We start from the raw sequence: 15119 nt of genomic DNA, 5'->3' as shown, positions 1-15119 counted from the left end.
CATCATAACGTAACATTCATACATACCATATCCCAAATTGGATAATAGCATTACGTAATTTTAATATTACTTTTTAGCAAAAGATTGACTAAATAATTCAAATTGGAAAACCGTTAAACCACGATCAACTATCCAGGTGCAGGGAAACAAATTTCCATGCACCGAAATAAACATTCAGGTTTTATAATATGAAAAATTTTCATAAAATTCCCGCAAAAATCAAAGCAACTGCCCTATTTATCGCCTTCAACCTTTTGGGATGCTCCGGGAGCTGGAACTTTTGGGATGATGGAAATGTGGACTTATCAAAAGCTACATGGCTCGTTGCGGAAAAAGTCCCTCTAATCGTAGATAAAGGAGGAATCCCAGGCGTTACCCCAACTATTCCGGTGAACAATCTATTCACTTTACCTCCTGGAACAAAGGTAAAAGCTTCAGCGTTAGGCGGAGTCATTGATCCAACCGGAACAACGATCGTGAATGATTTCGACGGGGATGGGATCCTAAATGTGAACGAAACGACGACGAACGTTTGGGTGGCGGACTATCCGGTAATAGAAGCGATTATCGCTCCCCCAGTAACAATGAAAATTCAGATTCTGAAAAATTCCCAGAATACAACGGATGAAATTACGAGCGATATCACATCATCGGACTTCGAATCCACTAAGGCACAAGGTTCAGAAAGGATCCACCAAAATGAGATGAATTTGAGAACCGTACAATTCCAAGATTCCTTCTCTAGTTCAAATGAATTATCTAACTCAAATAGCCAAAGTACGGCATATGGAACTCAAAGCGGAATCGGTCCAGTGCAACTCGGGCTTAATTACTCATCGAGTACATCGAATAGTTGGGAAGCAAAAAACTCGGTCTCAATGACTACAACAAAGTGGGCCGACAAACCGTTTAAGAATAATATAGATACCCAAGCGAATAACTTAAAATCCTCATCGGCTACTTCCAAAGCCAAAAAATACCGTTCCGAAAAAACCCAAAAAATAAATGAGACCTCTCAAGTAGATGTTAATGCTGGTTATGTACGGGCTGCTTTATATATAAAGAATACATCAGTCAACATGCCGGTAAAACTTACGAACATACTTTGTTCACTAATGTTCGAAAATGGAACAGGCGATCTAATTCCGATCGAAAGCTTCCGCTTAAGAAATGACGATTACAGTCTTTTCGAAGTGAATGTTTATGGCGGATCCGAATTCGGCCCTTATGTAGTACAACTGCCGAAATTAAATACGGCGGAAATTGAAAACGCTATGGCCGCAGGTTATAACCCTAAAATTTTCATCGTAGATTATGAGATGAGTCATGTACCTGATTCAAATTATAAATCTTCTCTCTTAAACTTCTCTGGAAATAATCTAAAGATCATAGAAGAAAATGCAAAAGGCAGAACTGGATTAATTAGGATCTACGGTCCAAACATGAGACAGATGTATCGTGTTGCAGCATTTGACACTCCGGATAGCTCTGATCCTTGTGTAAAAACAGCGACGACACTTTCTCCCGGAATAACCTTAAAGAAAGCCTTAGAAAGACTGCAATGTAATGGATTAAAAATAGAGTTTCAAGATTACATAGTGGATCTTTCCGAAGTTGCTCCTGCATTAGGGGAATTTAAATTACATTTAAAAGGAATTAAAACGTTAGGACCAATACCTACAAATATTCCATGCGATCCTCAAACTCGAACCGGGTCGGACGGTGTTTCTAGAACTGCTTGTGTGCAAAAACCTATCAGCACTTGGTCAGAAGAAGAAAAAGCGAACGCAGGTGTTTGGGCGATCTATTCAAACGGTAAATATTATAATCTAACTGAATATTTCAGGGATTTAGATGATTCTATCAGGACATTCGATCCGACAAATAGCCAAAAGGTCCCAATGGTTAAAGGAGTAGATTCTACTATTTGGGCAGGAGACTATTACGATATCGTTTATATCTCTTTCAAAGATCTATTAAAGAAAGAAGAAGAAAAAACTTTCGGTACGAACCCGTTAGAAACTCAGAGAGAATACAAACTTAACACTTCCTGGGATCTTAATTCATTCGGGAATTATCCTTATGATCCTGAAATTAAATCTCTCTTTTTAGGCAAATTAGGATTTGGTGAAAGATTCGAGCTAAATTTAAAACTTGATTCCAATCAATATATAACGCCAAATTTCGGTCTTCCAACTATTAGTGGGACCTTCCAATATTTTTCCGACTTCAGTTATAATATTACAAACGATCTTAAGAAACTTTCTATTAATGAAGCCGCTGATATGGAAATTAGTTTAGGTTTTGGCGGAGAAAGATCCGACTGGTTTCATGTAGTAAAAGACTTAGATAATTCAAACGCTTATAAACCTAAAAATTGCGGACGTACTTTAGATTATGTAAATCAAACCTACTCTCTATGCATCGAATTACCGACAGCCCATGACTACGTAGATCCCGCAGTAAGTTTAATTAATTTATACCTCCGTCCTTCTTTAAATAGTGCCTATCGTAGAACCATTTGGCCTTTACGATATCAAGATGTTCGTAAAATGCGGGGAGAATTAGGAAATCCGGTAGAAATTGGTAACACTTCGGTTAAAGTATCGCGTAGTACTGGTTTGGCCGAGGTAGGTGAAAATATCTATATTTTAGGCGATCCTAATACCTATACTATTTCCTCAATCGGAACTCCTACTTCTGACGGTTCTTACAGCGTAATAATCAACCCTGCAATCAAAAAGTTTTCCAGAAAGACTACGGAAGTTTTTGTAAAAGGTTCTTTGACCTCACCGGATGTCAGATTAAGTGTCGAAAACAGTTTTTATACCGATTGGAATTCACAAGTGCAATCCGCTTTCATTCCGAATGGATGGAATACAAAACAATATCTCCCTTTTGAATCTGGAAGTTCCGTAAATTGTACTACGAATTTATTTCATCCTTTAAGTTGTTTGGGAGTAAACGCAAGCTTAGATGCGATTAACTGGATGGGAAATTATAATAAGGGAGTACCTTATTGGAATTCTTGGGCAGATGCATCTAATTTTCCAACATTTTTATCTACCGGATTATTCGGGCTTTCTTCGAATACTGGAAAGGTATATAGATTGGATGCATCAAAGGCAGATTTTCCTGTTAGTGAAAATAGCAGCTACATCCTTACTTCTGAACCTAAAGTAGTAATTTCCGGTGATACCGCGCTAACAGTTTATTATAGCGGAATGAATGAAGGATCTGTATTAAAGGGAAAATATTATAAAGTCTCTACTGGAGAAGCTTTATCTAGCGAGTTTTCGATTGTAGAATCAATACCTAATTATCAAGTAATAAGTAATTCGTTTATACTTGATGTCAAAAATTCATACGCTGCTGTTGCTTTTGTTGCTGCCAGCTATGATACAGAGGGCCTGACTACTTCTCAAAATGTTTATGTAAAGTTCTATAATATTAGTACACTTGCTACCTCGGGAACCTCTCAGCTTGCTGGCCAGAAAACTGACTGGGATTACCCTGGTGCGATTTCCGTAAGTATAGGAGATACAAAAGCCATCGTTGCCTGGACTGATTATAGTGGTTCGAATAAAATACTAAAAACTAGAATTTATCAGTTAAGTACTGGCTTAGCTACAGGAGCTGCAGCCACTTCTATTACACTACCAGTCAACGTAAACGGCCCAATTAAAGTATCTACTAAATCCCAAGGAGATAATGCAATTGTTGCTTTCGCTGCACAATTCTCAAATGCAATGTATTACGCGGCGATCTCCTCAATTAATATTGCAACGGGCACTAAGATAAAGGAAACGATGCTCAATTCTGGAAATTTTATTTCCGTAAATCCGGTAAATATGTTCAATCCATCATCAGATTTTTCACTCTGTGCGTCCTCGGATAAAGGATTCCTCGTATGGAAAACTCCAGAGAACAATCTTGCTGCTCAAATAATAACAATCTCTACGGGAAATATCAGTACACCAATCGTAATTTATGACACTGGGATTTCTCAAGTTAAATGTGAGGCAACCGGATCGATCGGTATCTTGAATTATTCAAAAGGGAATCGTATTTATATCAAAACAGTCGATTTGAATACAGCTTTAGTGAGAGAAACCTCTCCGTTAGTAATTGATTCAATGATCGGGGCAACGAGTAAAAAACTCGGAAGCGTTTTTCTTTCAGGGTCAAATTTGATTTCTCTTTGGGAGCATAACGAGGGTGGTAAGTCCACAATTCGCGGCAGATCCGTTTCAATTTCTCCATTAGCCGTAAGAGGCCCTGGAGATTTTTTTGTCAGCACGACAAATCAAGGTAACCAAACCGCACCGTATATTGCCGGGAATTCGCAAAATGCTTTTGTTGTGTGGTATTCAGTTGAAACGTTCACCCCTAAAATAAGAGGGTCTTTTTTCAATCTTTCTAATCTTCCAGGAGCCCTCCAATATGGAATGAACAACTTCTTCATTGCACCAATGATCGAAAGGGACTTCACCATTTGGACAAAAGTTACTCAGTAACATAGAAGTTTAGGAAAATAGAATATGAAATATTGGAAAAGAATGGCCGTTTATTCGGCCGCTCTTCCCCTCTTTCTTATTTCCTGCTCTCATGGAGGAAACCCTTTAGAAAGATTGTTTAGGGTAGCAGGAGTGCTCCCTTCAGGAACTTCCTTTTTATCACCAGGTTCAGCACCTGCACCGGAAGGAAGTGATCTATTTTCTATCTCCACAAACTATAGCGAAGCAGTCGACGATCCGGAAACAAAAGCGGATGCTTTAGCCGGAGCAGCGTTCATCGCACCACCTGAACCGAATAATTTCGGAGCAGTTTCCTTAAACTACCCGATCCAAATTCCCGCAGGAAGAGCCGGGGTTCAGCCGAGCCTTGCGTTATCCTACTCTTCTACTGGAGGAGATGGATGGACAGGAATTGGTTGGAGTATAGGCCTTGGGGCAATTACAAGAACTCCTGAATATGGAGCTTTATTCTATGATTCCAGAGATACATTTACTTGGAACGGAAAAAGACTTATCAAGGTTTCCGGTTCCGCTTCCAATGAGAACGGGGTATATAGACCCGAGATCACAGAAGAAGATTTTGCATTATTAAAATTAACGAATATAGAGAACGGAGGAACCTGGGAGGTTTTAGATTCCGGTGGAACGAAAACGATTTATGGAGATTCTTCCTCTAATCGGATCTATAATCCAAACCAGATTTCTAGAACATATAGTTGGTATCTTTCCAAAACGGAAGATCGGAACGGAAACTATATGCAGGTTACTTACGACACTTCTAACTATTCCGAAAAACGAAATTTATACATTCAGGAAATTAAATACACTGGAAATAGCAGAAGTGGATTTCCCGCAAAACAATATGTTAAGTTTATCACGAAATCCAGAGGAGACTCGTATGTGAGTATGGCTCCCGGTTTCACTATGGTCATGGATAAACTTCTAGATAAGATAGAGGTTGGTTGGACTGGCGGGAAACTTTGGACTTATAATCTTGTATATGATACTTCTTTCGATTCGGGAAGACCCATCCTTAAAACCGTTGATTCTGATCGCCATACTACTAAGCCTGAATTTAAATATAGCACTGCTGCGAAAACCTTGGTTTGGCAAAATGTTGCGAATCAAGGTTCAAACGAGCCTGAACTACTTCCGGCATCCACTCAATATTTCGAAGGAGACTTCAATGGGGATGCGATTTCGGATATCGTATATTTCAATCCTCAAACCGGAAACTGGAGAGCTGCGGAAGGAAGAAAAGAAGGCGGATACAATTTCAAAACGTATGGGAATCGTTATAAAAATTATGATGGTCCTTCTAAAATTCAATTCTTCAAGGGAAATGTAAGTGGGGATTTTAATGGGGATGGAAGATCCGATATCGCATTCTATCTACCGGAAACCAAGGATTTTATAGTAGCAGAACACGACGGACAAGTATTCCAATTTCGTAATTATGGAAGGTTAATGAGTGGGATCCCGGATATTTTCAGAATGGAATGGTTCCCTGGTGATTATGACGGGAACGGTCTTTCTGATTCTCTACTTTTCGATGAACCTACCGGTCTTTGGACCTTGATGATGAACAAGGGTGGTAGTTTCGAATTTTTGAAAATAGGAAAAAAATTCCAAAACGTATTTAGAGGAGATTATTCTCCGAATGCGAATTTGGATAGTGTTAATACAAATGATACTAGTATCGATGGAAAGGATAGAGCTAAGGTTAAGTTTTTAAGCGGAGATTATAACGCGGATGGACTAACTGACATTTCTCTCTACGACCAACGTACTGGAAAATGGTTTGTGGGAGAAAATCTTAGAAATCCTGATAAAGCGGACCCAATCTATTTTAAGACTAACTGGGTATTATACAAAGTATTTACAGCACCGGAGCAGACTTTATTCTCCAATGATCAATTCTCCGGAGATTTTAATGGAGATGGGACTTCCGACTTTTTATTATTCGATCGTTCTTCCGGAGAATGGACATTAGGAGCAACGATCAACCAAACAATCAATTTTCAAACCTGGTCTAAGACTCCTCAATTCAAAACAATCACTCGTTGGTTACAAGGTGACTTCAATGGAGATGGAGCTACCGATATCGGATTTTTCTCGGAAACTGACGGAAAGTTTTGGATAGGGGAAGCAACGTCTAACGGTTTCCGTTATAGGATCTATAGCGATATGAGCTACGGTCCAAACCAAGAGAGAGTGATGAAAACTCCTTTGCCCTTGGACGAAGTTAAACCGATTAAAGGATTTGGAGTATTTTCCACTTCTTCAGACACCAAAACTGTTCTTTTAGATTACCAATATGATGGGAACTCCAACCCAGGAAAAGGAGAGATCGCATATCCTGGATGTTTTACTGCAAACGATTGTAGTGCTTCTCCCGAATTACTTTTATTTGATAGAAGAACAGGGGTTTTTGATTTTAAGAAGGGTTCTACATTCACTGAAGCTGTTCTTACAGGCTTTAATCCGGAAACTGGTGGAATAGTAACCGTAAACAATGGAAGAGCAGATCGTTATACTGTAAACACTCGTGATGAAGTTCTATTCTTCGGAGATTTTGGTACCACAAGTAAATTTTTTGTAGTGACCCAAGACACCGGCGTTGCTTTCAAAAGAACTGATTTTGCAAGTATTTCTGATTCCCAGGTTGTATCTTTCGATATTAATTCGAGTGCATATACAATTGATTATTTCAATTCTACTAGTTCTAAATCCGCATTGGTTTTAAACGACCAAACAACTAATAGTGCTCAAAGATTTTTACTCACAGGACCAAGTGGAACGAAATATTTAACAGTTACTGGAGATGTATTAGATTCTTATCTGCAGAATTTATTCCAAGTGGGAAGTGAGACCAACAGAAACAGAAGAACTAGTTTCAGTATTTTTTCAGGGGATTTTACAGGAGTTGGAAAGGCTCAAGTTTTACTCGTAGATAGAACTGGAACAACTCATAAATGGTATTTGGGAACTATAGGTTCCACAGCTATCAACTTCAAACTTCTTACGGGTTCCATAAACATTCCAGTTTCCACAACTGTTTATGATAAAACAAGCCAAGCAGGGATACAGTACGCGCTGTATCCGGAAGTAACAGGAAATTCTATCGTTTACGAAGATCCAACGGATACTTCTTCTATCGTATTTTCTAAAATTAGAATTACTACAACTACTGTAGCGAGGACTGCGTATAACCCAGGTCTTGTAGGTTTTTCTAATCAGTATGATCACAGAGGAAATCCGATCATTGTCTCCGACGGCGAGAATAAGATCTATGATCTTTCTCAAAGTAAGATCATATCCGCTACTTCTCCTGTATTTGCGTTATCCATGGATCGTCCAGATCTTATGACAAAAGTTTATCCATTCCAATGGATCCAAGGAGATTATAACGGAGACGGACTTACTGATATAGGTATCATCCATCTAAAAGAACCAACTTGGTATTTTGCAATGTCTACTGGAGCCGTTCCGGATGTGATAAAAGAGATCAAGAACGGGATAGGAGGAGTTTATACTTTAGAATATGATAATTCTACCAAGTTTGATAATAACGGTGGAGACAATATCCCGGATCTTTCTATTAATTATAGAGTTTGTATTCAGATCACGTTAGACGACGGACTTGGGAATACGATCCTCAAGAATTACAGTTATAAGAACGGAGCTTCTTTCTCTGCATTCATCAATGGCAAAAAGGAAACAGACGCATTCGGTTTTACAGAATTCACTATGACCGATGCAACCGGTTCTCGTACTGTTCACTCTTATTTCAGCCAACCTTATTCTAACTTTATGCATAACCGTGCACTTGCAGGTGCAGAAAAAGAAATGCATATTCTTGGTTCTGATAATAATGATTACGGTTCTTCTAAGAAAACATACGAAATCCAACAGATAGAAACTGTTACAGGAAAGATCAGCTATTTAGCTCGGTTAAGCAAAACCCAGAATTTTATTAATGGAACTGCTACAACTACTTCCGAAGGTTCCGTCGTTTTTAATGGGTATAATCTAACTAAGAAGACGGATATAAGCACGGATCATTATGCAGATTCTGCTCATCCTTCTCAAAGTTTCACAACGGTTACTGATTTCGAAACGGATTCTACAAGTAACCAAACGAGACCTAAAAAAACTGTTTCTTTATCCGGATCTTCTCATGAAGCCACAAATAATCTCACCTATGATTCTCAAGGAAATCTAACTAGGAATGCGGTGACTTATACAGGAAGTGGACTTCCTTCTGTTTCTACAAATATTACGGAATATGAATACGATGCTTATGGAAACAAGGTTGTAGAGAAGAATGTAAGTGCAAGTCCGAACCGTGGGACTTCCTACGTTTATGACGACCAACTTCATCAGTTTGTAAAAGAACAAACAAGTTTTGGTGGGTCCTTCCAACTTAAAACGAGATACACCACAAATTATGGAAAAGCTTTCGGTTCTCCGGAAGATTCCACAGATCCGAATGGGAACAAAACTTATTTTGTATATGATGATTTTGGAAGACTCGTCGAATCCAGTGCAGACACAGACTCCGGTACCAAGGTTCTTGCTGTTTACGAATATGGTTCCAGCTTTCCATTCAGTGCAAAAACCACATTCCCGACTGGTGGAGCAGATCCTAGCTTTGCACTTCGCTCTTATAAAGACGGAATGGGAAGAGTGGTCCATACTGTTAAAACAGGATCTAATGGACAATATATAAGATCCGGAAAGATCACATATAACGGGAATGGTCAGGTCATTCGTTCTGGACAACCGGACTGGGCAGATGCAGGTGAGATAGACACCTTTGTTCTACATACCCAAGAAAGAAACCCAAGCTATATTGATTATGATGCAATTGGCAGAGCCAAAAAAACAATCCTACCAGTTGCTTCTGGGGAAACGGAAGCAACTACGTTAACCGTTACCTATAACGATCCTTTTGAAACGGTAGAAACTCATAGCGGTGGAACAAGCAAACGAACCGTAAAAGACGGAAGAGGCCAAGTCCTTTATATAGAAGACTTCGGCTCGGATGGAACCCAGGCAAAGATAGGATTCTGTTTTGATATCGCTGGTAAGATGATCAAAAAATCTGATCTGAACGATGGTGGTGCTTTATCCTGTGATACAAGCGGGATAACTGCAAAAGACATTTCCGGAAAAAACCAGGCCTTTTGGTTGTATGATGCATTCGGAAGACTCAAGAAAAATAGTGATCCGGATTTTGGAGTAAGCACCGCTTCTTATAATGCATTTGGAGATACTACTCAAAGTATAGATGCTCGCGGCATTACCACTAACTTCACTTATGATTCTCTCGGAAGAATGCTCACCAAGAATACTCCGGAAGGAACCGTCTTTTTCGATTATGATAGCGGATCCGAGAATGCTCTCGGAAAATTGGTAAGAGTAGAAGATTCCGTTCAGATCAAAACATTCAGCTATGATAAATTAGGTCGCACTAAAAAAGAAACTAGAGAGATCAAGAACCTAACTATAGAACTTGCAAACGGACCTTATATTACAGAATACAAATATGACTTACTAGGTCGTGTAACTTCCATAGATTACCCGGAACATCCAGTAACCCATACTCGGATGAAGGCATGTTATAACTATGGAACTGCAGGTTATATCACTGGAATTTCAGTCCAAGTCAATACAAACGGTATCATTCCAGGATTCTGCAGTAAAACAATCGTAGAAAATATTACATATAACGAATTCGGACAAACTGCAGGATTTGGGCTGGGTAACGGTGTCCAAACCAATTATACTTACGACGTAAAACAAAGGCTCATTCGAATTAACTCAGTCGGAGATGTGGATGGAACTACTAAAACTCTCCAAGATGCAGTCTATGCTTTCAATAGCAGAAACAATATCACTGGAATCACAAACACTTCTTCTGAATATACAACTGCATATAATTACAGCTATGATGGCTTAAACCGACTTATTGCAGCAGACGGGCAATACCAAGAATCAGCTGATAATTATACCAAAACTTTCCGACAAAGTTTTGCATACGCGAAGAACGGTAACTTAACTGCAAAACGAAATCATAACTTTAACGATAATACTCTCATTGATGAATGGAATTATCAATATTCTAATCACCAAGTAACACAAATAGATTCCACACAAAGTGGAAACAATCGTCTGGTCATGAATTACGATTCCTCCGGCAACATGACTTATCAGAGAGATAATTTCAAAGATCTGACCAAGACGATCACAATAGATTCTCAAAATAGGATCACTCAGGTCCAAGATGCCCTAAATACAACTATTGGTAATTATTCATATGATGAAGGTGGATTTAGAGTTCGCAAGAGAGCTTTAGTTCCGAGTGGGGCCTCTTTCAAAAACCAAGAGATATTATATCCAAGCAAATTCTACGGATTGGAATACTCGGAAGAAACAAATGTCTTAAGCTCCATCAACAATGTTTATTTAAACGGGGTCCGAATTGCAGCTCTCAATGAAGATGGAGTCACTGCCTATTTCTTAACCGACCAAGTAGACTCTGTTGCTCATGTTCTAGATGAAGGAGCTCATACTCTCAGTAGAATGCAGTATGAGCCTTATGGAGAGACTCTTGTACAAAGAGGAACTCTGGATTTTGCTCCTAAGTATAACTCTCAGGAATTGGATAGAGAGACTAATTTCTATTTTTATAATGCTAGATATTATGATCCGCAGATCGCGAGGTTTACGAGTGCGGATAGTGTGATTGATGGCTCCGATGATACGCAAGGTTGGAATAAATATACATACACAAAGAACAATCCAATTCGATATAAAGATCCTACAGGTCATTGGGTCGACCATGCAGTAGCGGCGGGATTGGGAGCGGCTGCCGGAATAGGAGCTAGATATGCAGCAGACAAACTTACAGACAATCAAAGTACATTTGGGGACTATGTCGTTGCAGGAATAGCCGGAGCAGCCCAAGGAGAGACATTTTACCTAACTGGTGGAAATGCTATCGCGGCTGGGGCAGCTGGTGGTTTTGTTGGAAGCATCCTTAGTGAAGGCAAAAATTACTATAATGATCCAAAATCGAAAAGCTGGGGGGAAAGGGCCGGCCAAGTTGCATTTGATACGGCATTAGGTGGTGCGTTAGGCATTATACCTACTCCAGGTATTCAAGGACTAACGAAAGGAAGTGGAAGTTTCAAACAAGTCACAAACCAAATGTTAACGAAATACAAAAATGAAACGGTAAATTTCTTTAACACTAAGATAAAAACATTTGGAAAAATGCTTGCATACAACTTATTTCGCGATGTGCCTACCTCAACCATTCAAGGAGCCATGTCGACAGAATTGGATAGATCATTTAAAGACGGAGGGAAACCAAAAATAATCCTTCCCCCTTTAAAATCGAAAGGTTTAACTAGTCCAAATTTGAAAACTGGGAATCGTCCAAAAGTAGAAATCCTGCCTATGTATAATGTTTCTCCTATTCCCACGACCGTTCCTAGGTTATAATTTTCCACGGTTTCTGAAATTATATGATACCTCTTAAAGAATGATTCAAAACAAAAAGGAAGGAAAGATATACAGACCATACTTATGGATTCAGGTTTTTATGCCTTCTATTGCAATAATGCCTGGATGCTTTTTCTTTATAGTAGTGCACTTTTCAGATTCCCTCAAAGATCTCAGTATCGAGGTGTTACTAGTCTTTTTTGTAATATTATTTGCGCTTTGGATGCGACATGAATCTAATATTTCTATAACCTTATATCCCAATTGCATTGTTTATAAAAAAGGATTTCTTCCTAAAAAGATTATTTCAAAGGAAAATATCATCAGTATATCCAGAAAAAGTATTAAAAGAATCAAAGGACCAGAAAGCATGATAGTAATCAAATTAAAAGATCATAGGCAAATTGTGATTCCGCCCCCTATGTTCAGGAGTGACATACTTGAAATTCTGAAAGACTATCTTTCAAGCTAATTGATAAGGAAAGATGAAATCATAATTTTTGCATCCTAAGTAATGTTAAAAAGTCTCTATCGTTATCAGGCCCGGAGTTCTACGCAGTAGATTCCCGACTTCCACTCCTCTCACTATTACAATCCCGCATCATCCCCCTCACCTCGCACCACTTGCGCCCTTCTCCCCCTCCCCAAACTAACCAACCCGTAACCGCTTCGTAATAAATATGTAACTCAAATCACGTAAAAATGTCTCATTACTTCTTATGGAGCTTCCGAAAGCTATGCATAATCGATATACTAATCTCTCCCTACGCCAATGGATTGCCATTGCACTTGTTGGAGGATTTGTTCTAACTGCAACTTTACCTACTTTTTCCCAAGATGCTGCGCCTACCGACGCAAATAAAACCGAACAAACAACTGCACCTGCAGAACAACCTGCGCCGGCTCCTGCTGAAAAAAGCGGAACCTGGGGATTTGTAGACCTGTTCAATAAGGGTGGATGGACAATGTATCCGTTAGCTCTTTCTTCTATCATCGCTCTTGCGATTATTTTCGAAAGGATCTATTTCCTTACTACTTCCAAACTTCTTCCTAAAGGTTTTAATATCGATTTAGGGGAGAAGGTTGATGAAAAAGGTTTTGATGGAGCAAAAGAATTCATCGATGCAAACCCTTCTTATAAAATTTCCGATATTTTGAAAAACGGTATCGATGTTTCCGCTGGTAACGCTGAAATTTTCGCAAAAGGTATCGAGAGAGAAGCTGCCGAGGTGATCGTAGTTCTTGAAAGAGGACTCGTGATCTTAGCTGCAGTTTCGACTATCGCTCCTTTGATCGGGTTCTTAGGAACAGTTTCCGGTATGATCAATGCTTTTGATGCGATCGCAAACGCCGACCAAGTAAACGCGAAAGTGGTTGCGGGCGGTATTAAAGAAGCTCTTATCACAACTGCAGCCGGTTTGATCATCGCAATTCCCGCTATGACTTTCCACCAATACCTGACTTCCAGAATCGACGGATTCACTTCCGAAGTAGAAGAAGCTGCAAACAGAATTTACAAAGAATTCCTGAAACGTAACGCAAGAGCTTAATCTTAGCTCTTCCATTTATTAGGAATTCGGAATATGATTCAGCTTAAGAAAAAAAGGGGTTTGGAAGAAATTTCGGCCTCTTCTATGTCGGATATCGCGTTTCTTCTTCTCGTATTTTTTATGGTGACCGCGGTGTTTTTCGTGAAAGAGGGTTTAAATATCCAACTTCCCCGCAAAAACTCCAACCCCACCCTAGTTTTAAGAGAGAATATCTACGAGATATTGGTGGCTGGCGAAACGATCAAGATGAGGAACAAAGTCCTCGGAACTCGTGATTACAAGGATCTTGCAGAATTCAGAAAAGATCTGAACGATATTGAAATCCCGAATCTCGATGAAAAAGTCGCTCTGATCAAAACGACCGGTGAAACAAAATACGGAAATATGTTAGATGCTCTTTCTGCTGTGCAGTTAAGAGGTTTTAAACAAGTCTCCGTAAAAAGATTAAAATAAGATATGGCACTTAAAAAGAAAAAAGCTCCACCTTCTATTCCGGTCAGCTCTATGGCCGATATCGCCTTTCTTCTTTTGGTATTCTTTATGGTGACTTCGGTCCTTGATACGGATCCGGATCTTCCAATCGCTCTTCCGGATGTCCCTGGAGGAGAGCAGCTTAATAAAAAAATCGCGAATTTATATTTAAGCGCTGATAACGAGAAGTCCATTTACTTTAACCAAGTAAAGATGCCTTTGAACGAAGCGATCAATAATGTTCGTGCCAAACTTGCAACCACTCCTGACTTAAAGGTCCTTATTCATGCGGATAAAGATCTAAGTTATGCTGACCTGGACAATGTGTTCGAACTTTTGAAAGAAGCCGGTGCATTAAAAGTCTCCCTGGTTACTAAAACTACGCAAGGAGGAGGACTGAAATGAACCAAGTTGTTTCCCCTCCTTCTTCTTCCAAAAAACGTTCTGGTCTTCGCAGGTTTGTTGATCGTTACAGAATGGAGACCTTCTTAGGCTCTTCTGCTGTTCTACAGATCGCAGCACTTCTTTTCTGGTACACTCCTCCGAATACTTACGATCATCTAGATAAGCTGATCGATGAGGTTGCTTTCGTGGAGAATCTTGTGATCCAGGATCCGAATGTGGGAGAAGCTCCTGACGACGGAGAGTTCGAGGTTACCGATACTCTTAAGAAAAAAGAGGATTCCAGGATCGCAGGCGCTCAGGATGCAATCGTTTCCGGTGCTACTGCTCCAGTAGACCTTTCACCTAACGTTCAGCCGGAATATACCAAAGACGCTCAGTCTGCGGGTGTAGGCGGAACTCTTACCTTAGAAGTGATCATCGCGGATAGCGGAGAAGTTTTAAGAGTACGTAATATTGGTAAAACCTTAGGATACGGATTAGAAGAATCTGCAATCCAGGCATTTTATAAAAAACGTTACTCTCCTTCTATGCTCGAAGGAAAAGCGATCACTGTGAAGGTTTACGTTCCAGTTCGTTTCTCTCTCTATTGATATAATCTTCTTCTTCCTTTTTGGGAGAAGAAGATGTTCTACTCTCTCAACTAACATCCGTTCATTAATTATAC

6 protein-coding genes are annotated in these 15119 nt (G+C 39.5%); all 6 read left to right on the top strand.

The annotated features are described in order from the left end of the window. Positions 1-188 precede the first annotated feature (188 nt). The 6 genes from EHO58_RS12820 to EHO58_RS12795 all read left to right on the top strand — a co-directional run bounded on the left by EHO58_RS12820 (position 189) and on the right by EHO58_RS12795 (position 15045). Entirely contained in the window at positions 189-4517 is a 4329-nt protein-coding gene (locus EHO58_RS12820; protein ID WP_280101464.1) for an LIC12048 family lipoprotein, read from the top strand. 24 nt (positions 4518-4541) lie between these two features. Then, positions 4542-12029: a SpvB/TcaC N-terminal domain-containing protein gene (locus EHO58_RS12815; protein WP_135680203.1), complete on the top strand. Its 7488-nt coding sequence runs from the start codon at positions 4542-4544 to the stop codon at positions 12027-12029. 737 nt (positions 12030-12766) lie between these two features. Then, positions 12767-13579 carry a MotA/TolQ/ExbB proton channel family protein gene (locus EHO58_RS12810; protein ID WP_108926858.1) on the top strand — a complete coding sequence of 271 codons (813 nt, stop codon included), beginning with the start codon at positions 12767-12769 and terminating at the stop codon, positions 13577-13579. A 33-nt stretch (positions 13580-13612) separates the two neighbouring features. Further along, the gene (locus EHO58_RS12805; RefSeq protein ID WP_100725201.1) at positions 13613-14032 is read left to right on the top strand and encodes an ExbD/TolR family protein; all 420 of its coding nucleotides are present in this window, start codon (positions 13613-13615) and stop codon (positions 14030-14032) included. A gap of 3 nt (positions 14033-14035) precedes the next feature. Further along, positions 14036-14455 carry an ExbD/TolR family protein gene (locus tag EHO58_RS12800; RefSeq protein ID WP_135680202.1) on the top strand — a complete coding sequence of 140 codons (420 nt, stop codon included), beginning with the start codon at positions 14036-14038 and terminating at the stop codon, positions 14453-14455. Beyond that, positions 14452-15045 carry an energy transducer TonB gene (locus EHO58_RS12795; protein ID WP_135629103.1) on the top strand — a complete coding sequence of 198 codons (594 nt, stop codon included), beginning with the start codon at positions 14452-14454 and terminating at the stop codon, positions 15043-15045. The genes EHO58_RS12800 and EHO58_RS12795 overlap by 4 nt, the downstream gene beginning before the upstream one ends. Positions 15046-15119 lie beyond the last annotated feature (74 nt).

It is taken from the genome of Leptospira selangorensis (assembly GCF_004769405.1).
In the GTDB taxonomy this organism is placed as follows: domain Bacteria; phylum Spirochaetota; class Leptospiria; order Leptospirales; family Leptospiraceae; genus Leptospira_B; species Leptospira_B selangorensis.
The sequence above is the reverse complement of the archived record's forward strand: the minus strand, read 5'-3'. Positions and strand labels throughout refer to the sequence as shown.

Bases quoted from the DNA above. Each gene is read 5' to 3' on its own strand.
- EHO58_RS12795 (WP_135629103.1), top strand. From the start codon at position 14,452: ATGAACCAAGTTGTTTCCCCTCCTTCTTCTTCCAAAAAACGTTCTGGT.
- EHO58_RS12800 (WP_135680202.1), top strand. From the start codon at position 14,036: ATGGCACTTAAAAAGAAAAAAGCTCCACCTTCTATTCCGGTCAGCTCT.
- EHO58_RS12815 (WP_135680203.1), top strand. From the start codon at position 4,542: ATGAAATATTGGAAAAGAATGGCCGTTTATTCGGCCGCTCTTCCCCTC.
- EHO58_RS12820 (WP_280101464.1), top strand. From the start codon at position 189: ATGAAAAATTTTCATAAAATTCCCGCAAAAATCAAAGCAACTGCCCTA.
- EHO58_RS12810 (WP_108926858.1), top strand. From the start codon at position 12,767: ATGCATAATCGATATACTAATCTCTCCCTACGCCAATGGATTGCCATT.
- EHO58_RS12805 (WP_100725201.1), top strand. From the start codon at position 13,613: ATGATTCAGCTTAAGAAAAAAAGGGGTTTGGAAGAAATTTCGGCCTCT.